Below are 22163 nucleotides of genomic sequence, written 5' to 3' on the forward strand. Positions count from 1 at the left end.
CTTATTATATAATTTAACTTGTGCAAAGATAATATTTTTAATTGAAAAACCCGATAAGCATCAATATTATTAATCTTTAATTGCACCAATAATCTCGTTTATACTCTTGCAGCCATGTGAGTCTAGCCACTCATTTATACCATTTATTACATTAATGGTTACAGTAGGATCTACGAAGTTGGATGTACCTATTTCTATAGCTGTAGCACCACACATCAAAAATTCTATTGCGTCGCTGGTGTTGCTGATACCACCAAGCCCAACTACGGGTATGTTTACTGCATGAGCAACATCGTAAACCATTCTTAGTGCAACAGGCTTAACAGCAGGACCACTTAATCCACCTGTACGTATGCTAAGCATTGGTTCACGCTTTTCTATATCCACAGCCATTCCCATAAGCGTATTTATCAAGGAAACGGCATCTGCGCCCTCTTCCTCACAGGTGCGGGCGATTGATGTTATGTCTGTGACATTTGGCGATAGCTTTACAATAAGAGTTTTATGATATGCTTTGCGAACTGCCTTGACTACGCTAGCAGCACCATCACAAGTTACACCGAAAGACATTCCTCCATGCTTTACATTTGGACAACTGATATTCAATTCTATAGCTGGGATACTATCTAGGGCATCAATGCGTGCGGCACATTCAGCATAAGATTCAGGATCATTTCCACTTACATTAACTATCATATTCGTATTTATATCCTTAATCTGAGGATATATATGGTCACAAAAATAGTCTACTCCCTTATTCTGCAATCCAACACAATTAAGCATTCCACTAGCGGTTTCTGCCATACGAGGATAATCATTTCCTTCACGCGCATGTAGCGTTGTACCTTTTACTATAATTCCACCCAGTTCATCCAAAGGAACTAAATCAGCAAATTCAATTCCATAACCAAAAGTTCCCGAAGCAGTCATTACAGGATTCTTCAATACAAGGTCATTTATCTTTACATTTAGATCTGCCATAATAGTTTCTTAATATTTAACACTGGACCTTCTTGACATACACATACATGCCCTTCAGTAGTCTTCTCTACACAACACAAACAAGCACCAACACCACATGCCATATTATTTTCAAGTGAAGCCTCACAATCAATGCCATTTGACATCGCATATCTTGCAACACTTACCATCATAGGTTTAGGACCACAAGTACTTATTCGAGAAAACTTTTCATTCTGCAATATTGAATGATTAGTCACAAATCCTTGTTCACCAAGACTTCCATCCTCAGTTGTAACAAAGACACGACCAATCTTTTCAAAATATTCCAATTCAAGCAAATCAGACTTACTTCTTGCTCCCAACAAGAAAGTTGGCTGACCACCCATTCTTCGTATTTCGCAGCCAAAATGTAACAAAGGAGCAATACCAACGCCACCTCCAACAAGCAAAATCTTCTCGCTTTTGTCAACAGGCATAGTAAATCCATTGCCCAAAGGGAAAAGGCAATTTAACTTATCACCAGCATGAAGTTTTCCTAATTGGCGAGTTCCGTCACCAATCATGGCAACAAGCAGCCATAATTCGTTAAGATTATAATCAACTAAGTTTATTGAAATGGGACGGCGAAGATATGTTGACGGCGAATTGTCAACACGAACTTCCACAAATTGTCCCGGTGCCATCTCTGGTAAAGTCTCTTCAGAAGTAAGCTTAATAAGAACATGCTTAGCACTCAGAGCCTCTACAGATTTAACAGTAAGGTCTAGAACGTATTTTTTCATCTTTGCTTTTTGCAATAATGTTTATGCAAAGGTAGTGCAAGCTGAACACAATACAAAATAAAAAAGGTTTTTTTAAATTTTATTGTTTAGGTGCAAACTATATAATAATCGAAAGTAGTGCAAAGCCTAATACGGAATAAAATAGGCTGGCATTAATTAGCCAATGCAACTTATATTATCTGATACAATAAAAGTTGCATTCACCATAGCTATCTAACCTTTTTGAGGAACGAAAGTCTCCCATGTCTTATCATCGTAGAACACTCTTATCTCTGATATCTTTCGCTGTGGTTTGTCAATTATTTTAACTTCAGTTTTAGTCTTATTTATTGGTGTACTATTTACACTCTGCATATTTGGTTGTTCAAAAAGAGATAGAGTAGGACCATTTTGTTGTGAGTCGAAATCAATAATACCATCTTGAGATGGTAAAGACTCATTATTGTCAATAACATCAGATGTCGAAACTTGGTCCATATACATAGGTCCAGTACCTGATAAAAGCCATTCCAAAGATAATGAAGGGATCTTATTTTTTATAGCCTCAACAATCGTGAGGGTAGGTTTGGTTCTACCATTAAAAATACTACTCAGTGAAGCAGGTGACATTTGAATGAACTGAGCGAAGGTCTGCTGAGTCATGTGTTGACTCTCCATGATCATCTTTATTCTATCTTTCATAAGTGTGTATTTATAGAAAAGGGCTAGTTTATGCCTTTTTTCGTTGACTTTACAAAAGTAAAACAAAAAATCGAAACAAACAACATTTGTATAGTATATTTAACATACTAAATGTTAGGTTTTGATTTTAAAACTTCACAAATGAAAATATAAAAACGCAAAAGCCTATAGTTTAGGATTACAAATGCAAATTTAGAGTCGTAAAGTGCCACAAAGCCTTTCTTTAGAAGAAAAAGCTAACTAATTAGTTCTAATATAGTTAATTGTTGATTGTAAAGCGCTGAAAGAGCATATATTCACTTCTGATTTTTAAAATAGTGATATATTAGGATATTTACAAGGGTTATTTTATATATAATGCTGATTTACAGTAAGTTATGAGTTGTATATCAGTAAGGTATATTTATTCGTATAGAATTTAGAACCTAAACATTTACATTTGCATACCTAAACATAGTAATGTGCAAACGTATATCATATAGTAAATTTTGATTCATAAATACAAATACAATTTACTATTATTAATTATCAAAACGTAAACTTTAAAAAAGTAAACCGTAACTAATGTTAATGCTAAATTATCAGAAAGCAAAACAACTAAAAAACAGCAAAATTTTGATTATCTGAACGAGCGCCCGAATATTTAAAAATACGCGAATTTTGAAGGGGGTAAAATCAAGTTAAACGGCTTGTTTATAATGGTTTAGGTACAAAAAAAGTGCCCCTGAAGGGCACTCAATCTAGCTCAAAATTAGCAAAAAATAGACTATTTTTAGTGCAAAATGAAGAAAATAAGCTCTTTCATCAGGTCTCCTGCACTAGTATTAGGGTTATCTAACCCTTTACTTTTGGCATCTATTTCTCTTATCTTAGAAATTATCTGCATCGTTTTCATTCCAGAGTAATTTCTCATACCTGCGACATAGTCTTTGGCGGCCCATCCATTTCTTAATTCCAAGTATTCTGCAACAGCATTTTCGTTCATCTTATTTGGAGAATAATATGCTATCATCAAATTTTCGAAATATGAAAAGAGCAACGGGAGAATTGAGAAGAGTGAACCAGCTTTAGGATTACTGTCAAAATATTTTATTATCTGATTTGCCTTGAAAACATCTCTTCTTACAATCGCATTTCTAAGTTCAAAAGTATTAAACTCTTTACTAACTCCAATTTCTTTTTCAACAACATCTGCTGTTACTCTCCTATCAGAATCTGAAAGTGATATTAGAACTTTGTCTAACTCTGAAGTTAATCTGTTAAGATCTGCTCCAACATGTTCAGCAATTACCTGAGCTGTTTTTGAATCAATTGTAGCGCTATTTTTTTTCAAATATGATTCTATGAAACCAGGAAGTTCACGATCATATAATTTCTTACTTTCAAAAACAACGGCTCCCCCTTCAAGTGCTGCCGGAATAATTTTCTTTCTTTTGTCAATACTGCCATTTTTGTGACAGAATACTAAGATGGTTGATTTTGCGGGATTTTTGAAATACTTTTCTAAAGGTTCTGTATTCTTCAAATTCTGCGACTCTTTAACAATCAACACTCTATATTCAGACATCATCGGAAAACCTTTTGCCGAATCGACAATTTGGGCAGCACTTATATCTGCACCAAACACAATACTTTGATTGAAATCTTTTTCCTCTGGCTTAAGTACATTTTCAGCAATAAATTCAGAAATCTTATCAATGTAATATGATTCTTCTCCCATTAATATATAAATAGGTGAAAACTTACGCGCATTAAGATCACGCATAACCGTTTCATATGACACTCCTGTATTTTTTCTTTCAGGCATCTTTCTATTTAAATTATTTTGTTTATCTTTGCAAAAATAGCAAAATGATTCCATTAAACCTACCAGATTACGAAATAAAGTTATCGGGAACTCCAGATAAGCCTGCGATTTTCGATGTTCTCCGTCGAAAATATGTTTCGCTTACTCCTGAAGAATGGGTTCGCCAACATTTTATACACTTCATGATTGAGCATAAAGGTTATCCCCTTAGCTTACTAGCAAACGAAGTAAACCTAAAAGTTGGTGAGAAAAAACTCAGAGCCGATAGCGTATTATACTCAACAGAGTTGAAACCTAGGATTATTATAGAATATAAGGCACCCAACATAAGCATAACCCAAAAGGTATTTGACCAAATTACAGTATACAATATGTTGCTCCACGTAGACTATCTTATAGTCACTAACGGACTACAACACTATTGCTGCAAAATGGATTATGCAAGTAAAAAATATTTATTTTTAAAGGATATCCCTGACTATAAAAATATCTGACAAAAATCAATTAAAAGATACGCTATAGAAGGAATTATATTCGCTTTATTAATACCATTTAAGGAACCACTTTAGGTTCAGCATTTGTGTTTTTCATGAAAGATAAAATGCCTTCAACAATGAAGAAGATGTTACTTGAATTTGCATCAGGTGTTATGATAGCCGCTTCTATATGAGCAGAATCTTAGAAATTATTAGTGGAATACTTTTAATACTTATATCATCTTTTATGCCTCCTATACGACCATATTTATTAAGCTTTACAACAGGTGATATAATTTATGTGGTTCTTAATAATAAAATCCAGAAGCATCAGAAGATCCGCACAGCAATATGCCAACAATCGGTTTTACCATCATGATGATTCTGGATGCAATATTAATCTAATAGCTTTATTAAAAAATCAAGCAGTGCATTGCTTAATTACAATCTAGTTGGATTATAATCAAGCAATACAACTTCCCCATTCTTCAAAGAGGCTTTGACATCAATAATACGCTGGTTACTGCTTCCACGAAATATCAAGTCTGTATCTCTCAATTTCTGCACAAAAGGTCCATCAACCAAAACGTCTATTTTTTCAAGCAAAGACTTCTGGGCATGATTTTTAATTAAGGTTTCAAACTTAAAACCCGTAAAGCACCATATTGTCTTTGATGTTTCAATACGTATTACATCGGCAAGCTCAGCAAATCCTACAGGCTGAAACATAGGATCACCGCCAGAAAACGTAACATTAGCAAACGGATCTTCTTTTATAACATCCATTATTTCTTTTGTTGTCATCATCTTACCGTTGTTGACATCCCATGACTGAGGATTATGGCAACCAACACAAGCGTTAGGGCAACCAGCACAATAAATTGATGTACGAAAACCTGGCCCGTCAACCATTGTGTCATGAACAATATCCAATATACTAATCATAATCGAAAAAATCCCTCCTCTTATTGAGGAGGGATGCTATAAAGAAAATTATTTGTTTGAATTTACATGTGTTACTCGATCGTTAAGTTCAGCCAACTTGGCATGATTCCAACGATCTGTTGTACCAACAAGATAACCTGTAATTCTTTGCAGCTTATCAATATTAGTACTCCCACACTTAGGGCATACTTCAAGTTCTGAATCTGCATTTTCATAGCCACAATCCATACAACGGTTACGATTATGGTTTACACTGCCATATCCCATATCATACTTATCCATCATATCTACCACACTAGATATTACATCTGGATTATGTGTTGCATCACCGTCTATTTCTACATAGAAGATGTGCCCACCACGTGTAAGATTATGATAAGGAGCCTCTATCTGAGCCTTATGCATTGCAGAACATTTATAATATACAGGTACATGGTTTGAGTTAGTATAGTATTCACGATCTGTTATACCATCAATTACACCAAATTCCTTTCTATCATATTTTGTAAAACGACCAGAAAGACCTTCTGCCGGAGTTGCGAGAATACTGTAATTATGCTGATAATGTTCTGAGTAATCATTCGCGCTATCACGCATGAAAGTAATAATCTTAACTCCTAAGTCCTGAGCCTCATCACTTTCGCCATGATGCTTACCTACAAGAGCTTTCAGACACTCAGCCAAACCAATAAATCCGATACCCAGCGTACCTTGATTTATTACCTTTTCTATTGTATCATCAGGATTCAACTTATCACAATCTATCCAAAGTTTTGTCATCAGCAAAGGGAATTGCTTAACAAAAGCTGTCTTCTGAAACTGAAAACGCTCATCAAGCTGCTTCGCAGTAATATCAAGGATATTTTTCAACTTATCAAAGAATACCTTTATACGCTCATTCTTATCCTCAATACCCATGCATTCTATTGCCAACTTCACGATATTAACAGTAGTGAAACTCAAGTTGCCGCGAGCAATACTAGTCTTAGGTCCGAAGCGGTTTTCAAACACACGTGTACGACATCCCATAGTTGCAATTTCCCATTTATAACGTTCAGGATCATCTGCATTCCACTTATCATTCTGATTAAACGTTGCATCTAAATTCAGAAAATTAGGGAAGAAACGACGTGCGGTAACCTTGCAAGCCAATTTATAAATATCATAATTTCTATCTTCTGGCAGATAGTTTACGCCACGTTTCTTCTTCCAGATCTGTATTGGGAATATAGCTGTCTCGCCATTACCTACTCCCTCGTAAGTAGACTTCAGCAATTCGCGCATTACACAACGACCTTCAGCAGACGTATCTGTTCCATAATTTATTGAAGAAAATACAACCTGATTTCCACCACGGCTGTGAATAGTATTCATATTATGGATAAAAGCTTCCATAGCCTGATGCACACGATTCACAGTTTTATTGATTGCATGCTGGCACAAACGCTCATCCCCCTCAAGACCATCAAGAGTCTTTTCAATGTAATCTTCTACGTCCTTATTATACAATATGGACAAATCTTTGCCAGTAAGTTTTTCTAGATTCTTAACTTCCTCTATAAATGAAGATCTAACATAAGGAGCTAGATAAAAATCAAAAGCAGGAATAGCCTGTCCACCATGCATTTCATTCTGGCATGTTTCAAGAGATATACAAGCAAGTACGGCTGCTGTCTCAATACGCTTTGCGGGACGCGAAGAACCATGACCAGCAACAAATCCATGTTCAAGTATATTATCCAAAGGATGCTGAACACAAGTAAGACTCTTTGTCGGGTAATAATCTTTATCATGAATATGTATGTAATTATGCTTCACGGCATCTCTTACATCCTCAGACAACAAATAATCATCAACAAATGGTTTTGTTGTTTCCGAAGCGAACTTCATCATCATTCCTGCTGGGGTATCCGCATTCATGTTAGCATTTTCACGCGTCACCTCATTATTCTTTATGTTGACAATTTCCATAAAGACATCACGCGTCTTCGCCTTTCTTGCAATACTGCGCTGATTTCGATAAGCGATGTATCTCTGAGCTACATCTTTACGCGCACTCTTCATTAGTTCCATTTCCACAGAATCCTGTATATTCTCAACAGTCATCTGGTCCTTTCCCTTAAAAGAAATGTGATCAGTGATTTTCTGTATTAGTTCATCGTCTTCACCCTTTTCGGTATGAAGCATTGCTTTGCGGATTGCGGCCATAATCTTTTGCTCATTAAAGCCTACGACCCTTCCATCTCTTTTTACTACTGTCTGTATCATTATTAACAAGTGATTAAATCATTTAAAATTCTTCCACAAAGATAGTGTTTATATCATTAAGTTATTCTTTTTTGATAACTTTTTACGAGTTAATAAAAGTTAAGTATATGATAATCAGTTATTTATAAATATTTTTTGGAAACTTCACCAGAATTACAGTTATTACAAATTTTCTTTTATGATAATTTTCATAACTATTTAACATGTAACTATTTACGTTTTTGCACCAACCATTTAACTATTTTTGTGATATCAATGGTAACATTTGTTACCAGTATATCGAAATAATAGTATTACCTTTGCACGCAAAATATATAAGATTAATTAATATTAAATTTAACCCACGCTATTATGAGAACTGAATGGAGAGGTTTTAAAGGTAACAAATGGAAATCTGAAGTTGACGTACGAGATTTTATTCAGAACAACTACACAAGCTATGATGGTGACGAGAATTTTCTTGCTAAGCCAACAAAAGCAACAGAAGAACTCTGGGGCATACTCAAAAATCTACAAAAAGAAGAAAGGGCCAAAGGGGGCGTTCTTGATATGGAAACAGAAATTGTTTCAAGTCTTACCGCTTATGGACCTGGTTACATTGGAGAAAATACTAAAGAATTAGAAAAAATAGTTGGTTTACAAACTGACAAGCCATTAAAGCGCGCATTTATGCCTTATGGAGGTATAAAGATGGCAGAACAAGCCTGCACAACTTATGGATACCAACCAGCAGATAAGCTTCACGAAATATTCACTAAATACGCAAAAACTCACAACGACGGAGTTTTCGACGCTTATACAAACGAAATGAAGGTGGTACGCCACAACCATATCCTAACAGGTCTTCCAGACACATACGGACGTGGTCGTATAGTAGGTGATTATCGTCGCGTAGCACTTTATGGTATTGATTTTCTTATTCAGGAAAAGAAAAATGACCTAGAGAACATGGGCGACCGCGAAATGATCGACGATGTCATTCGTCTTCGCGAAGAAGTTTCGATGCAGATTAAGGCTCTCAAGGGACTTAAGGAAATGGCTGCCAGCTATGGTTTCGACATTTCTATACCAGCAGCAAATGCACGTGAAGCTGTACAGTGGTTGTATTTTGGTTATCTAGGAGCTATAAAGACTCAGAACGGAGCAGCAATGTCTGTTGGTAGAGTTTCTACATTCCTTGATATCTATATGACTCGTGACATTAACGAAGGCAATCTTACTGAAGATGATGCACAAGAACTTATCGACCATTTGGTAATGAAATTCAGAATGGTTAAGTTTGCACGTATCCCTTCATACAACCAATTATTTAGTGGCGACCCAGTTTGGGCTACTCTAGAGGTTGGTGGTATAGGTCAGGACGGTCGTTCTATGGTTACAAAGAATGATTTCCGCTTCTTGCATACTCTTGAGAATATGGGTCCTTCACCAGAACCAAACCTCACCGTATTGTATAGTAAGCGCCTTCCTGATGGATTCAAGAAGTATGCCGCAATGATATCTGTCGCTACTAGTTCTATACAATATGAGAACGATGACATCATGCGTCCTATTTGGGGTGATGACTATTCTATATGCTGTTGCGTAAGTGCAACACAGACTGGTAAAGAAATGCAGCTCTTCGGAGCACGTGCAAATCTTGCTAAAGCACTTCTTTATGCTATTAACGGTGGTGTAGATGCCAAGTCACATGAGCAATGTGGACCAGCATTCCGCCCTATCACTGGCGACGAAGTTACATACGAAGAGTTTGAGCCTCGCTTTGATGCGATGATGGAATGGTTGGCTAGCGTATATGTAAAGACTCTGAATCTAATTCACTACATGCACGACAAGTACTTCTACGAAGCAGAAGAAATGGCTCTTATCGATACAGATGTACGACGTACATTTGCTACAGGTATAGCAGGCTTCAGCCATGTTGTTGATTCTATCTGTGCTATCAAGTACGCTAAAGTTAATATCGTTCGTGACGAGACTGGATTCCCTGTCGAATTTAAAACTATCGGCGACTTCCCACGTTATGGTAACGATGATGAGCGTGCAGACGACATCGCTGTATGGTTGCTCAAGACATTCATGAACAAGATCAAGAAATGTCACACATATCGTAATTCAGAACCTACAACAAGTATCCTTACCATTACTTCAAATGTAGTATATGGTAAATACACTGGTGCTATGCCTGACGGTCGTGCTGCTGGTACACCACTTGCCCCAGGTGCAAATCCTTCATACGGAGCTGAGAAAAACGGTTTATTGGCATCATTAAACTCTGTTGCAAAACTTCCTTATGAATATGCCCTTGACGGTATTTCAAATACACAAACAATAAATCCTGGTGCTCTAGGACATGATGATGAAGAACGTGCCAACACATTGGTTAATGTTATGGATGGCTACTTCAACCAGGGTGCACATCATCTTAATGTCAACGTATTCGGTGTTGATAAACTGAAAGATGCCATGGAGCATCCTGAAAAAGAAGAATATCAGAACTTCACAATTCGTGTCAGCGGATATGCAGTTAAGTTTATTGACCTTACGCGCGAACAGCAATTGGATGTTATCGCACGTCAAGCTCACGAGACTCTTTAAATATGACAAAAGCAAACGTTCACTCTATAGAATCCTTCGGCTCGGTTGACGGGCCGGGGATTCGTTTTATTATCTTTTTGCAGGGATGTCCTATGAGATGCCTGTTCTGCCACAATCCTGATACTTGGGAAATTGGTAAGGGACAGGAATACTCTGCTGACGAACTTCTAGACAAGGCTGAAAGATATAAGTCATATTGGGGTGACGAGGGAGGCATTACAGTAAGTGGCGGAGAAGCATTACTTCAAATAGACTTTCTAATTGAACTTTTCAGCAAAGCCAAACAAAGAGGTATCAACACATGCCTTGACACGTCTGCACAGCCTTTCACAAGAAATGAGCCATATTTCAGCAAGTTTGAGAAGCTGATGAAATACACTGATACGATATTACTTGACATCAAGCACATCAACGACAGCGAGCACCGTAAACTAACTCATCACGGCAACGCCAATATCCTTGACTGCGCTAAATATCTTAGTGATACTGGCAAAAAAGTATGGATTCGCCATGTACTCATTCCTGGAATAACTGACAACAAAGAATATCTGATGCAGTTAAATTCCTTTATCAAGACGTTGAAGAACGTTGAACGTGTTGAGATTCTGCCCTATCATACTCTCGGAACTTTTAAATACGAAAAATTAAACATTGCATACCCATTGAAAGGCGTTGAATCTCCTTCTAAAAAAAGTATAGACAAAGCCAACGCTATTCTGATGAAAGGACTAGAACTATAGTATATGAAGTATTTGTTGATTTCAGACATTCATGGTTCGCTTCCAGCATTAAAGGAAGCTTTGAAACTATTCGATTCACAGCATTGCGATATGATATGCATAATGGGCGATATATTAAATTATGGTCCAAGAAACGAAATACCCGAAGGAATAGACCCGAAAGGCATTGCTGAATGTCTTAATTCTATGGCAGACAAGATTATCGCAGTAAGGGGCAATTGTGATTCAGAAGTAGATCAGATGCTACTCGATTTCCCAATAATGAGCGACTATGCTATGATTGTTGACGAAGGTCATAAATTATTTCTCACACACGGACACATATACAATAAGGAAAACTTACCGAAAGGTAATTTTGACGCTATTATATATGGTCACACACATTTATGGGAACTTTGCAAGATTAGTAGCACTACGATTTGTAATACAGGTTCTGTCACATTCCCCAAAGGTGGCAACCCTCCTACTCTTGCCATATATGAAAATGGAACAATAAAAATATTCCATCTAAATGGCAAGCTTATCAAACAGTTTGCGATCTAAATGGAATATCTAAATTAGCATCAAAGGATAATTATTTACAATTATTATCCTTTTAGAGCTATATTATAATTGTAATATTTTGAATTTCCGGTAATATCCTTTATCACTTTTATAAAAGGAGGAAAATTAACACTTTCCTGTTCAGCAATACCTTTGGTTTCAAGAATCATCAAATTCTTCACAGGCTTGAAATAATTATCAAGCTCAAAATACTGTCCCTTCCAAATGAAACTCTTTCTCACCTTACTTATTGTGCTTCTGTAAGGATCTGCCTGCTGTAACAGTGACACATAAAGGTTATTATTGATAGGACGTTCAGTCTCTAGCTTTTCTGTGTCAGAGATTCGCCTTTTTGTTGTATGCACATAAACATACTTACCCTGCCATCCACGACGGCGCAAACGAACTTCGCATCCAGGTTCAGCAACCAGATAAGTCTGTGTAATCTCACTTTCTATAACACCAGGTATTTCACCAGTCAATTCCACAATATACTTTCTTTCTTCAACAATAGGCTGAGGAATGCCAAGCACATTTGAAATTTCATTCAGCACACGGTGCAGCTTGTTATTGAAATCCTCATGGTTGTTTATCACGCGCAAATGCGGATGTCCTGTCCATGCGTTAATAACCTTTTTATCAAGCTCACGAGCTAACGTAAGCCCTTCTGTGCGCTGTTTGTTATTAGTGGTCGTATAATACTTCTCTGCTCCATCAGCGGCTGAGACCAAATGCAATACCGCATCATAGCGATGATCTCTCAACATACTGGTACTCGTGCCAACAGAAGCGGTTATTTTCTCCCATGTTTCTGGTTTCATATAGGCAGAAATATCCATAGCCCCGCGATCACAAATAATCATGGATGGTTCCGTGCACTGTTCTGCAATAAGCTGGAATTTATCTTCTAGCTCAAGCTGAACTTCCAGAGTAGCTTTTTCGCCCTCGTAAAAGAAATCTTTATTATCCGTAAGATAGTCCATTCCTGACTGACTGAACATTGTAGGCACCTCAGGAATAGTGAATACCTTATATCCTAAACTTGAGAAATGCTCTATAACCTTCACCAGTGCGGTGGTCTTGCCAGCGCAAGGTCCACCTGTAAGAACTATTTTCTTAATATCTTTCATACTTGTTTTATTGAGTACAATTGAGCAAGCAAAGTTACTCTAAAAATCTCGATTACACAAAATTTTTTATGCTGTTTTGCGTTGGTGGCTTTTCACTGCGAGTTCTCTCAATAATTCAGGATGATTTCTGATATATTGCATTTTATATTGACGTGGAGTCATTCCGCGCAAGCGATAAAAAGCCACATAAAAGCTCTGACGATTTGAAAATCCTACCATTTCACTGATATCCTCTACTCTCATTTTTGCATATCTTCGGTCTGTTAGCATTGTCATTGACTCATTAATACGATAATAATTCACCAATTCGCAATAGCTCATATAGAAACGTTCAGCGCATACCGCAGAAATATATCTTACGTTAGTACCTAAATCCTCAGCCAATTTCTTTGCGCTATAATCTTTGTCCTTATACTTTTCCTCAAGGATAATTTTCACACGAATTTTCTCCTGTAATTCATCTTTCACACTAGGATTCATAAAACTACGATAATTTGCTCTTTTCTCCGACTTTTCCTTAATATTGTATTTCGCCATCTCACTTTATATATATATACATTCAAATTGTTATTCTGACATCAACTGCGACTATTCCAGTCACTAAATAAATTTAAAAGCGATGCAAAATTACTAAAAGATTGTCAGACAAAGAAAGATTAAAGACACTATTATTGAAAAAAAACAAAAAAATAGTAAGCCATTATACTCACATACTAATATGCAGCACAAACAGTCTAAAAACCTGTCATGATGATATACAAAAAGAAGCTACGGCATCTCTCGAAAAGCCCATAAACATTAGGCATAACGAAACGTAGTTTGCAGGATTTAGCTACGTCAACTTGTGTCGTTTAATGATGGAATATATTCTACGAGTAAATTTGTCAAAGAACCGTTAGCTGTATCTGAGGAACTGGGGATGTGAAGATAGATACAGTAAACGAGAACAGAATTTTCAAACTTATTTAAATGTTCTGCCGAATTCCACTGAATTCTCGGCAAAGATACTTCAAGATTTTTATTCATGCAATGAAATCACATTTGGGCTGTTAGCCAAAGTTTTTATTACTGGTGCTACACACTATAAATACGCGCACGCACACTCTGGATTTTTCTGAAAAACAAGCGTCAAAGTGTCTATCATTTGAGGATCAACTTGTTAGAACTATTTTTGAGTAGAATTAAGTATCGGTTGTTTGTCGGTAAAATTTAGGTGATAATTTTTATCGTATAGAATTGCCCTTTACAAAGTATCGCGATGCGTTTTACGATGTTTTACGGTGCGTTTTACGAAGGAATGCATTGCGCTTTACGAAGCATTAGGAGGTAAAACTTCGCAAAACGCAATGCGTTTCTATATGGAACTAGTTGCGTTTCTATATAGAAACGCATTCAAAACTCGATATTTTACCATCATACCACCGTCACCTTATATCAATCAAATTGGTCGATAAAATATTGATATTCATTAAGTTGACACGTCGACACTTATATTTTCAAAACTTCTAAGTGCGCGCGTGTATGTACGTACATTATATATACAGAAATAGATAACGTAGCTCATCGAAGCTAAATTGACCTAGCTACGTATTATCAAGCCCTCTGTTTATAGGTTTTGCGAGACTGCCATAGCTCCGTAGCTAAAAAACGCCCAAAAACGCAAAGAAGACAGCCTAAATGTACAAAATTCAAATCGTCAGAGAGAGATCCTAGTTTTAAACTTTTATTTTATAATACATCACATTAAATATTAATCATTTTAAGTAGACACTTTATGATAAATTATATTATAAATATCTTGTCGTTTCAAAAAAGTTATATAACTTTGTCATTTAACAAATAAACAAATACATATATGGCACTATTAGATAATTTAAAATGGAGATATGCAACTAAGGCATATGACTCTACAAAGAAAGTAGATCAAACGGATATCAACAAAATCATAGAAGCTGCACGTCTAGCTCCTACCTCTTCAGGTTTGCAGCAATTTAGAGTAATTGATATTAGCGATCAGGAACTGAAAGAAAAAATAGTTCCCATTGCTATGGATCAACACAATATAGCTCAATGCTCTCATCTTTTGGTTTTTGTTGCCTGGGATAAGTACACTGAAGAAAGGATAGATAATATTTACAATTATATCACAGACCAAAGAGGATTGCCAAGAGGTAGATTTAATTCTTATACCAATAAACTCAAAGCTCTATATCTTAAACAGACTCCTGAAGAGAATTTTGCACACACAGCCAGACAGGCTTACATTGGCTTAGGAATAGCTTTAGCACAGGCAGCTGAATTGAAAGTAGACAGCACTCCGATGGAAGGTTTTGACAATGATGCTTTAGATGAACTCTTGGATTTAAGATCAAAAGGACTAAGAAGTGTTGTATTAATGGCTATTGGCTATAGAGATACCGCAAATGATTGGCTGGCAAGCATGAAGAAAGTCAGAGTACCAAAAGAGAATTTTGATATAGAATGTAAGTAGATTCTTTTTAATATATTTCAAGCATTGTGGTTATTGTAATAAAACAGTGTCACAAATATATTTCTCTTTGATGAGATACATTATTATAGGGATGCGCCATTTCAAGGCACATCCCTATAATCTTTATATCCAATCAATACTTATACAACTGTATTACGAAATGAAATCTGCGAGTATTTATATCAGTTAATTATGATTTCATTAAATTTAAAAGCTACATTCATGTGCGCCTCAATCTTACGATCTCGCACAAATCTCCAATAGCATCTTGAAGGAATAATCAGTGTATCCTTTTATAAATCTGCCCCCACATCCTTGATAGATTAATGTATTATTTGTATTGTAATTGGCAAGAACAGTTAGTATACCTATTTTAAATCGAAAAACTGTTAAAAACATCTAATTATGTAATGATTTTAAATAAGGTATGTGTTTTATATATATCTTTGACTGAAATAGTTTCACTCGAGGCAATAATATGAGTTGCCAGATGCGATGACGGTCAATTTCAAAATTGTTAATAACAATAATATAAATAAATTAGGAGGAATTTTATGTTGAATAAAGAAATTGAAAAAGCTCTTAATGAGCAAGTCAATGTAGAGATGTGGTCAGCTTATTTATACCTATCTATGGCTGCTTATTGTCATTCCATTCGCTACACTGGTATGGGTAGTTGGTTTGAAGTCCAGTTTAAGGAAGAACAGGACCATGCTAAAATTTTGTTCAATTATATTATCCGTCGTGATGGTAGAGTAGAACTAGAAGGTTTGGATGCTGTTCCTAAAGAATGGAAATCTGTACATGAACTCTTTGAGAGTACTTTAAAACACGAGCAGGATATTACAGCTAAAATCAATAATCTCGTATCTTTAGCGAAGGCTAATAATGATTATGCTACAGAAAGCCTTCTACAATGGTTCATTGACGAGCAAGTAGAAGAAGAAGACAATGCACGTGATATTATTGACAAACTGGATATGATTAAAGATAATGGTTTCGGTATTTATATGCTTGATAAAGAACTTGCTACAAGAACCTACACACTAGCTGCTCCATTAGCAAACTCCGTCTTATAGAAATATAAAGCGCTTTTGAAAAATTCAATGATACTTTTCTTTTATTCCAATAAAAGAAGTTAAACAAAATACTAGGTCTTGATTCTAAAAAGAAATGAGGCTTAGCATTTTTTTTTTGTAATACACATTGTGTAATTGATGTTTTCTCTTTTTCGTTGCAACTTTAACTGATGAAATCATCAACATAAAGTCAATTATAAACGCCATAAAAACAAAAAAAGCTAAGTAGTAAAACTACTTAGCTTTCTGGGTGGGCGGTGGGGTTCGAACCCACGACATTCAGAACCACAATCTGACGCTCTAACCAACTGAACTACGTCCACCATTTTAAAAGTACTTCGCTATTGTTGTTTAGCGGGTGCAAAGGTAAGAGAAAAAAATGTTACTGCCAAATTTTTCTCTTACTTTTTTATAAAATTTATTTAGCAGGTCCAACAGGTGCTTTCGGAGCTACAGGAGTCTGCGCACCAGCAGGTGCTGCCTGCTGGCTTGCACCAAAGCCTTGTGTATTTGTTGGATTTGTTGTCTGATTTTGAGTTGCGCTGTTTTCCATAACGCTTTGCTCTGTTGTTGCTTGTGGTGCTACATAAGCGCATGCTACACTAAGTACAACCATTGCAATGGCCAAAGCCCATGTCGCTTTTTCTACAACATCTGTAGTTTTGCGGACACCCATAATGGCATTAGAAGATGAAAAGTTTGATGCCAAACCACCACCTTTAGATTCTTGGATAAGTACTACAAGCACCATGAATATAGCTGCAAGTACTATCAAACTTACGAATAATGTGTAAATCATTTCCTTATTTTTTATTTTTATTATTTATTATCAATTTCTCTAAGAAACGTATTTGGTCTGCAAAGTAAGCATTTTTTTTTGGAATATTCAAATTTAAACGCTTAATTATTTCCAAAGCCTTTTCGTAACGACCTTGTTTTATATAAATTCTTGCTAATGTTTCTGTGAAAAAGCATTCATCGCTATCCCTGTCCTCGTCCTGTTTTTCTGCTTCTTTCTGAGTTGTATTATCAGAAGTTGGCAAGTCATATGTCTGATAACCTTCAGATAGGTTTGTCTCTTCCTTCAGATTAAAACCTCCGTCTTCAATGAAACTATTGATGAGGTCAGTAGTTCTGTCACCATTTGAACAGTCTGCAGCAATAGTCTTTACGTCATTTTCAGCAACAGTTTCCTGTTTATTATCTTCATCTTCTATCTCAAGAAGATATGAAACATAATCAATGGCTGCGTCAGCGAGTGTAGGCTTTCTCTTTTCCTTTGGACTTTCAGAATCTGAATTTTTTGGAATCGAACCCAAGAAGCTATCTATGAGAGTAGTCGTGCGATCACCATTATCTTTCTCGTCTTCTTTTGCTTTAGCCTCAAACCTTTGCTCATTCCTATATTTATAATGTGCAGCCTCAATCATATTGAAAATCACACGGCGGTCACTGATACATATTGCAGTACGTCTCAACTCTTCGTCAAAAGACGGATCATGCAGTATATACAGATTTTGTAATAATAGGATGCGTGCAGTCTGATAGTATGGATGGAGCGCAATAAGACTTCGGAGATCGTAAAGGGTCTCCTTGTCCATATATTCCGGATGTTGTATAAGGCGTTTTAGGTCCATAGATTACCAATTGGCTACTGTTGCATTAAATATCTGATCTGAAAGGTCTTTCACCATTTGAGTTACAAGTTCTTCCTGAACAGAGTTAAGATTTTTTGTTGTTTCGTATGTTGATGTAGCAGTAAACTGCTTTTCAAAATCATTACTATGATTTGCATTATTAGTAAATCTCACGTTTACAGTCATAGATAATTCCGTCTGTGCAGAGTAACCTTGACTAGATACGGATTTGTTTCTTTGGGCGTATTGTGTTATCTCACCTTCTATCTTCATATCACCGTTACGCTTTACTTGAGCAAGATGAGTGTGATTAGCAAATTCGTCTTTTAACGTATTGTTGAACAGTGGTGCCATTGGTCCCCATACATAACTTGAGCGTATAGGGAAATCAGAAATCTGTATTGTTTTAGTCTTTGTGTAGTCTATACTTGCACCGTTAAATTTGTAGCTGATGCTGCATGACGACAATAGCATTACAACAATGCAGAAAGATAGCAACATAGTTATGTGCCATCTTGCAGATACCATATTCTTCAATTTACTATATATAATATTTCTTTTCATTTCTTTCAGCGAATTCACTGTTCCTAATGAGGTTTACAAGTTCGGAATATTATTCCTTCTCAAGTCCGTATTGTTTTATTCTTCTATAAAGTGTGCGATCAGAAATACCTAATTCCTGAGCAGCTTTCTTTCTGTTGCCACCATTACGTTCCAAAGCCTTTTCTACCATTTGGCGTCCAAGATCATTTAGATTGAGGCTTGCTGTATCATTAATTTCTTCAGCAATAGCATCATAGGCGGCAGAAGCACTTTCCAAATTAGGATTCAATATAGAGTATTGTTGTGCATCATCTGGTGCCACTATAGGCTGTCGTTCTGCAGCTACAGGGAATTGTCTTCCTTGGAAGCTTTGAGCACCCGATAAAGCACGCTCTTCATCCAACTGCTTACGCAGACTATTCATATCGCGTCTCAGGTCACTTACGTTTCCACGTAGTTCGTATAGTATCTTATATAGAATCTCACGTTCTGTCTCGTAAGAATGCTCACCAGGCTTGTTTATTGTAGCGAGTTGTGTGCTTTCTGCATCCTGAGGAATAAACTGCAATAGCTGCTCTGCGCTTATCTCACGCTGTTCACTCAATACAGACATCTGCTCTGTGATATTCTTCAGTTGGCGTACGTTTCCCGGCCACTTGTATTTAAGCAATATCTCTTTTGCGTCATCGTCAAGTGTGATCTTAGGCAAATGATATTTGTCTGCCATCTGCATAGCAAAAAGGCGGAAAAGTAGTATGATATCATTACCACGGTCACGCAATGGCGGAACCTGTATTGGAATAGTGTTCAAACGATAGTATAAGTCTTCACGGAAGCGACCTTCACTGATAGCTTTCTGCATATTAACATTAGTAGCAGCAACTATGCGCACATCAGTCTTTATAATCTTTTGTCCGCCTACACGAATATACTCACCTGTTTCGAGCACACGCAACAAGCGTGCCTGTGTTGCAAGTGGCAACTCTCCCACTTCATCAAGAAATATAGTACCCTTATTGGCGGTTCCGAAATAACCGTCACTTTCACCTATAGCACCAGTAAAAGATCCTTTCTCGTGTCCGAATAGTTCGCTGTCAATAGTACCTTCAGGTATAGAACCACAGTTGATCGCGAAATATTTTTCTCTTCGGCGTGGAGAATTGTCGTGGATGACGTGTGGAATGATTTCTTTTCCTACACCACTTTCTCCTACAATGAGCACAGAAAGGTCTGTAGGTGACACCTGAAGGGCGACATCTAAAGCTCTGTTAAGTGCATCACAGTTACCTACGATGTTATAGCGCTGTTTTATTTTTTGCAGTTCTGATGTATTCATATAGATGACAAAATTACATAATATATTCTTAAATACTGCAATTTTGGCAGATTTTTATGAGTCTTTAGGCTTTGTATTATCCAATTTTATCATTAATAGTCCTATACCCGTCCAAATGAGCTCACGCAAGCGTACTAACAAGGCTACGAAGATACCCGCACTTGCAGATATACCAAGTCCTGTTGTTGCCATAAGGAATCCTCCCTCACGTCCCCCCAATTGAAGAGGGATAAAAAACAGAAGATTAGCAAACAAACTTGTAAAAGCTAATATGAGGATACATTGCAAATAACTTACATCAGGTATTAGCACAAGAAGAATAAAATACACCTCTAATGCTGAGAGCACCCTACATGCGAGTTCCAATAATACTGCCGAAACAAAGACCTTTGGATTCTGTTTGTGTAGCGATGCTATTTGCAGATCTATAGTATCGAGTTGTTCCTTATGACTTTCTACAAATTTCTCAGCCCATTTCTTCATAAATGGTATGTGCCGCATAAAATTAACCATACGGTTTGCAAGTCCCTTACGGTAACCAGACATAAAGAACCAAATTCCCAAAAGACAAAGAACACCTATAAGAACTAAAAGCATAGCCATAAAGAGTGTTACACTTTGCGTTAAGACAAATAGGAATATTGAAAGAAACCAAAACCAAAGATGGCTAAATATATGCGTCATCGCATACAATATCACAGATGAAGAAGCTCTCTCTGCTCCAATCTTTGGAGCAAGTGTCATTATTCGATAAGGCTCTCCGCCCATTAGTCCTCCTGGAGTTGCGTAATTTAATGCAAATCCAGAAAGTGTAATTTTATATAGCCAACTAAACCTTATATGTTTATGTTCAGGTTTAGTTTCCTGTGAATTTATTATAATATACCATGCTGACGTGTTGAACAAATAAAGAAACAACCACAGAGCAAGAACAGCTATAAACCAATATCCGGCATGACGCAGTCCATTCCACACTTGGTGGAAATCAAGCTGCGTAACCATTATCAAGAGAACGACAAAACCGAATATAAAAAATATGTTTTGATATTTCTTTTTCATCTGTTTTCTCTTTTCTTTGGAATTGAAAATCTTATTTTATCTCCATCATCATGCTTCTCATGATAAAGCTTCTGAAGCGGATTGTGCATAGGATCATCATAATTCGCACGATTGCGGAATATGTCTATAGCAGTATATATTGAGTTACGGAAAGCAGCCTCGTCAGCTACACCTTTTCCCGCAATGTCAAATTCTGTTCCACAGTCTGGAGTTACAGATACGATCTTTAGTCCTGCATCAAACTTCACAATGCCATCAGTAGATATTGCCTTAAAAGCAGGAATACCCTGATCATAATACATCGCTATAACTCCATCGAAATCTCCATAATATCCATTCCCGAAGAATGTCTCTGAAGAATAAGGACCAAAAGTCTGTATACCAGCTTCTGCAAGCTCGTCTATAGCTGGAATTAAAATTTCATTTTCCTCTTTGCTTAGTTGTCCTGGATTAAGAGATAATATTGCTACACGAGGAGAAGACACATTGAAGTCTCTGCATATTGACTTGAATAGCTTTGTGGCTTTTTCCTTAATAAAATCCTTACTTAAAGATTCAGGCACATCCTTGATAGATACGCCTTCTGTGGCTACAACCATTCGCATCGTGTCATTGAGATATACAGACATTGACTTTTCGCCATCTCCCAAGCATGTCTCAATATATTTGCTTATACCATGGAATTTATAGCCCTCAACATTAATATTGGTATTGTCTACAGGACAGTTTACTAGGACATCGTATGCTCCGTCACGGAAATCCGTCATCGCACGGTCTAGAGCCTTGATAGCAGCAAGACCACTTTCTTCTGTTGGAGTGCCGAGTTCAACCTTGATGTCATCATCATAACATGTCAACAAGTTTACTCGTCCGTCAACAGCTTCGCTGGCATCATTAATGATACTGAAATTAGCTTGAATATCAAGCGCTTTTCTATGATAAGCTGCTATTTTTGGAGAACCGTATATAATTGGAGTGCATAGTTCCAATATTTCCGGCTCTGCAAAGGTTTTAAAAATAAGCTCATATCCGATACCATTGGTATCTCCATGTGTAATAGCCACACGATTTTTTTTATTTTCCAT

General features: G+C 36.6%; 20 protein-coding genes, 1 tRNA gene and 1 pseudogene. 7 read left to right on the top strand and 15 right to left on the bottom strand.

Annotated elements, in window-relative coordinates; translation table 11 throughout:
* Positions 1-69: 69 nt before the first annotated feature.
* From prwr041_RS01225 to holA, 4 genes are all read right to left on the bottom strand, one after another.
* Complete coding sequence (locus tag prwr041_RS01225; protein ID WP_207154518.1) at positions 70-981, bottom strand: dihydroorotate dehydrogenase; 912 nt, start codon at positions 979-981, stop codon at positions 70-72.
* On the bottom strand, positions 969-1745 hold the full coding sequence (locus tag prwr041_RS01230; protein ID WP_207154519.1) for a dihydroorotate dehydrogenase electron transfer subunit: 777 nt from the start codon (positions 1743-1745) through the stop codon (positions 969-971). Before prwr041_RS01230 ends, prwr041_RS01225 begins: the two co-directional genes overlap by 13 nt.
* A 213-nt stretch (positions 1746-1958) precedes the next feature.
* Positions 1959-2426 (bottom strand): helix-turn-helix domain-containing protein, encoded by a 468-nt coding sequence (locus tag prwr041_RS01235; protein ID WP_207154520.1) that lies wholly within the window; start codon positions 2424-2426, stop codon positions 1959-1961.
* Between the two features lie 772 nt (positions 2427-3198).
* The gene (gene holA / locus prwr041_RS01240) at positions 3199-4233 is read right to left on the bottom strand and encodes a DNA polymerase III subunit delta (RefSeq protein ID WP_207154521.1); all 1035 of its coding nucleotides are present in this window, start codon (positions 4231-4233) and stop codon (positions 3199-3201) included.
* A gap of 44 nt (positions 4234-4277) precedes the next feature.
* On the opposite strand from holA, the gene prwr041_RS01245 reads away from it, so the two are divergent.
* On the top strand, positions 4278-4727 hold the full coding sequence (locus prwr041_RS01245; RefSeq protein ID WP_207154522.1) for a type I restriction enzyme HsdR N-terminal domain-containing protein: 450 nt from the start codon (positions 4278-4280) through the stop codon (positions 4725-4727).
* A gap of 24 nt (positions 4728-4751) precedes the next feature.
* Positions 4752-4900 (top strand): annotated as a pseudogene (locus prwr041_RS13755) (ZIP family metal transporter); the annotation flags it as partial.
* Between the two features lie 250 nt (positions 4901-5150).
* Here the strand turns inward: prwr041_RS13755 and nrdG are convergent.
* Both nrdG and prwr041_RS01255 read right to left on the bottom strand, forming a co-directional pair.
* Positions 5151-5654 (bottom strand): anaerobic ribonucleoside-triphosphate reductase activating protein, encoded by a 504-nt coding sequence (gene nrdG / locus prwr041_RS01250; protein WP_207154523.1) that lies wholly within the window; start codon positions 5652-5654, stop codon positions 5151-5153.
* 48 nt (positions 5655-5702) lie between these two features.
* Positions 5703-7922, bottom strand: a complete 2220-nt coding sequence (locus tag prwr041_RS01255) for an anaerobic ribonucleoside triphosphate reductase (protein ID WP_207154524.1) — start codon at positions 7920-7922, stop codon at positions 5703-5705.
* A gap of 351 nt (positions 7923-8273) precedes the next feature.
* Here prwr041_RS01255 and pflB point away from each other — a divergent pair, with 351 nt between their 5' ends.
* The 3 genes from pflB to yfcE are packed head-to-tail and all read left to right on the top strand — an operon-like array spanning position 8274 to position 11803.
* The gene (gene pflB / locus prwr041_RS01260) at positions 8274-10520 is read left to right on the top strand and encodes a formate C-acetyltransferase (protein ID WP_207154525.1); all 2247 of its coding nucleotides are present in this window, start codon (positions 8274-8276) and stop codon (positions 10518-10520) included.
* A gap of 2 nt (positions 10521-10522) precedes the next feature.
* The gene (gene pflA, locus prwr041_RS01265) at positions 10523-11260 is read left to right on the top strand and encodes a pyruvate formate-lyase-activating protein (RefSeq protein ID WP_207154526.1); all 738 of its coding nucleotides are present in this window, start codon (positions 10523-10525) and stop codon (positions 11258-11260) included.
* Between the two features lie 3 nt (positions 11261-11263).
* Positions 11264-11803, top strand: coding sequence for a phosphodiesterase (gene yfcE / locus prwr041_RS01270; RefSeq protein ID WP_207154527.1), 540 nt, complete (start codon positions 11264-11266; stop codon positions 11801-11803).
* 44 nt (positions 11804-11847) lie between these two features.
* On the opposite strand, the gene prwr041_RS01275 is transcribed toward yfcE, so the two are convergent.
* Together prwr041_RS01275 and prwr041_RS01280 are read right to left on the bottom strand one after the other, a co-directional pair.
* Positions 11848-12933 carry an AAA family ATPase gene (locus tag prwr041_RS01275; RefSeq protein ID WP_207154528.1) on the bottom strand — a complete coding sequence of 362 codons (1086 nt, stop codon included), beginning with the start codon at positions 12931-12933 and terminating at the stop codon, positions 11848-11850.
* Between the two features lie 66 nt (positions 12934-12999).
* Entirely contained in the window at positions 13000-13470 is a 471-nt protein-coding gene (locus prwr041_RS01280) for a helix-turn-helix domain-containing protein (RefSeq protein WP_207154529.1), read from the bottom strand.
* A gap of 1318 nt (positions 13471-14788) precedes the next feature.
* On the opposite strand from prwr041_RS01280, the gene prwr041_RS01285 reads away from it, so the two are divergent.
* Positions 14789-15424, top strand: a complete 636-nt coding sequence (locus prwr041_RS01285; RefSeq protein ID WP_207154530.1) for an NAD(P)H-dependent oxidoreductase — start codon at positions 14789-14791, stop codon at positions 15422-15424.
* 554 nt (positions 15425-15978) lie between these two features.
* Positions 15979-16503 carry a ferritin gene (locus prwr041_RS01290; protein WP_207154531.1) on the top strand — a complete coding sequence of 175 codons (525 nt, stop codon included), beginning with the start codon at positions 15979-15981 and terminating at the stop codon, positions 16501-16503.
* Between the two features lie 249 nt (positions 16504-16752).
* Here the strand turns inward: prwr041_RS01290 and prwr041_RS01295 are convergent.
* The 7 genes from prwr041_RS01295 to prwr041_RS01325 form a co-directional block, all read right to left on the bottom strand.
* Positions 16753-16826 (bottom strand) — tRNA-His (locus tag prwr041_RS01295).
* A gap of 95 nt (positions 16827-16921) precedes the next feature.
* Positions 16922-17302, bottom strand: a complete 381-nt coding sequence (gene secG / locus prwr041_RS01300) for a preprotein translocase subunit SecG (RefSeq protein ID WP_207154532.1) — start codon at positions 17300-17302, stop codon at positions 16922-16924.
* 4 nt (positions 17303-17306) lie between these two features.
* A complete protein-coding gene (locus tag prwr041_RS01305; RefSeq protein WP_207154533.1) occupies positions 17307-18140 on the bottom strand; it encodes a tetratricopeptide repeat protein in 834 nt (277 codons plus the stop codon).
* A gap of 3 nt (positions 18141-18143) precedes the next feature.
* Positions 18144-18668, bottom strand: coding sequence for an LptE family protein (locus prwr041_RS01310; protein WP_207155546.1), 525 nt, complete (start codon positions 18666-18668; stop codon positions 18144-18146).
* An 85-nt stretch (positions 18669-18753) separates the two neighbouring features.
* Positions 18754-20019, bottom strand: a complete 1266-nt coding sequence (locus tag prwr041_RS01315) for a sigma-54 interaction domain-containing protein (protein ID WP_207154534.1) — start codon at positions 20017-20019, stop codon at positions 18754-18756.
* Positions 20020-20073: 54 nt separating this feature from the next.
* Entirely contained in the window at positions 20074-21078 is a 1005-nt protein-coding gene (locus tag prwr041_RS01320) for a lysylphosphatidylglycerol synthase transmembrane domain-containing protein (protein ID WP_207154535.1), read from the bottom strand.
* On the bottom strand, positions 21075-22163 hold the full coding sequence (locus prwr041_RS01325; RefSeq protein WP_207154536.1) for a PdxA family dehydrogenase: 1089 nt from the start codon (positions 22161-22163) through the stop codon (positions 21075-21077). The genes prwr041_RS01320 and prwr041_RS01325 overlap by 4 nt, the downstream gene beginning before the upstream one ends.

It is taken from the genome of Prevotella herbatica, from assembly GCF_017347605.1.
GTDB lineage: Bacteria > Bacteroidota > Bacteroidia > Bacteroidales > Bacteroidaceae > Prevotella > Prevotella herbatica.

Bases quoted from the DNA above. Each gene is read 5' to 3' on its own strand.
- prwr041_RS01255 (WP_207154524.1), bottom strand. From the start codon at position 7,922: ATGATACAGACAGTAGTAAAAAGAGATGGAAGGGTCGTAGGCTTTAAT.
- secG (WP_207154532.1), bottom strand. From the start codon at position 17,302: ATGATTTACACATTATTCGTAAGTTTGATAGTACTTGCAGCTATATTC.
- pflB (WP_207154525.1), top strand. From the start codon at position 8,274: ATGAGAACTGAATGGAGAGGTTTTAAAGGTAACAAATGGAAATCTGAA.
- prwr041_RS01290 (WP_207154531.1), top strand. From the start codon at position 15,979: ATGTTGAATAAAGAAATTGAAAAAGCTCTTAATGAGCAAGTCAATGTA.
- prwr041_RS01245 (WP_207154522.1), top strand. From the start codon at position 4,278: ATGATTCCATTAAACCTACCAGATTACGAAATAAAGTTATCGGGAACT.
- prwr041_RS01225 (WP_207154518.1), bottom strand. From the start codon at position 981: ATGGCAGATCTAAATGTAAAGATAAATGACCTTGTATTGAAGAATCCT.
- prwr041_RS01315 (WP_207154534.1), bottom strand. From the start codon at position 20,019: ATGAATACATCAGAACTGCAAAAAATAAAACAGCGCTATAACATCGTA.
- nrdG (WP_207154523.1), bottom strand. From the start codon at position 5,654: ATGATTAGTATATTGGATATTGTTCATGACACAATGGTTGACGGGCCA.
- prwr041_RS01305 (WP_207154533.1), bottom strand. From the start codon at position 18,140: ATGGACCTAAAACGCCTTATACAACATCCGGAATATATGGACAAGGAG.
- prwr041_RS01280 (WP_207154529.1), bottom strand. From the start codon at position 13,470: ATGGCGAAATACAATATTAAGGAAAAGTCGGAGAAAAGAGCAAATTAT.
- prwr041_RS01320 (WP_207154535.1), bottom strand. From the start codon at position 21,078: ATGAAAAAGAAATATCAAAACATATTTTTTATATTCGGTTTTGTCGTT.
- yfcE (WP_207154527.1), top strand. From the start codon at position 11,264: ATGAAGTATTTGTTGATTTCAGACATTCATGGTTCGCTTCCAGCATTA.
- prwr041_RS01275 (WP_207154528.1), bottom strand. From the start codon at position 12,933: ATGAAAGATATTAAGAAAATAGTTCTTACAGGTGGACCTTGCGCTGGC.
- prwr041_RS01310 (WP_207155546.1), bottom strand. From the start codon at position 18,668: ATGGTATCTGCAAGATGGCACATAACTATGTTGCTATCTTTCTGCATT.
- prwr041_RS01325 (WP_207154536.1), bottom strand. From the start codon at position 22,163: ATGGAAAATAAAAAAAATCGTGTGGCTATTACACATGGAGATACCAAT.
- prwr041_RS01285 (WP_207154530.1), top strand. From the start codon at position 14,789: ATGGCACTATTAGATAATTTAAAATGGAGATATGCAACTAAGGCATAT.
- holA (WP_207154521.1), bottom strand. From the start codon at position 4,233: ATGCCTGAAAGAAAAAATACAGGAGTGTCATATGAAACGGTTATGCGT.
- prwr041_RS01230 (WP_207154519.1), bottom strand. From the start codon at position 1,745: ATGAAAAAATACGTTCTAGACCTTACTGTTAAATCTGTAGAGGCTCTG.
- prwr041_RS01235 (WP_207154520.1), bottom strand. From the start codon at position 2,426: ATGAAAGATAGAATAAAGATGATCATGGAGAGTCAACACATGACTCAG.
- pflA (WP_207154526.1), top strand. From the start codon at position 10,523: ATGACAAAAGCAAACGTTCACTCTATAGAATCCTTCGGCTCGGTTGAC.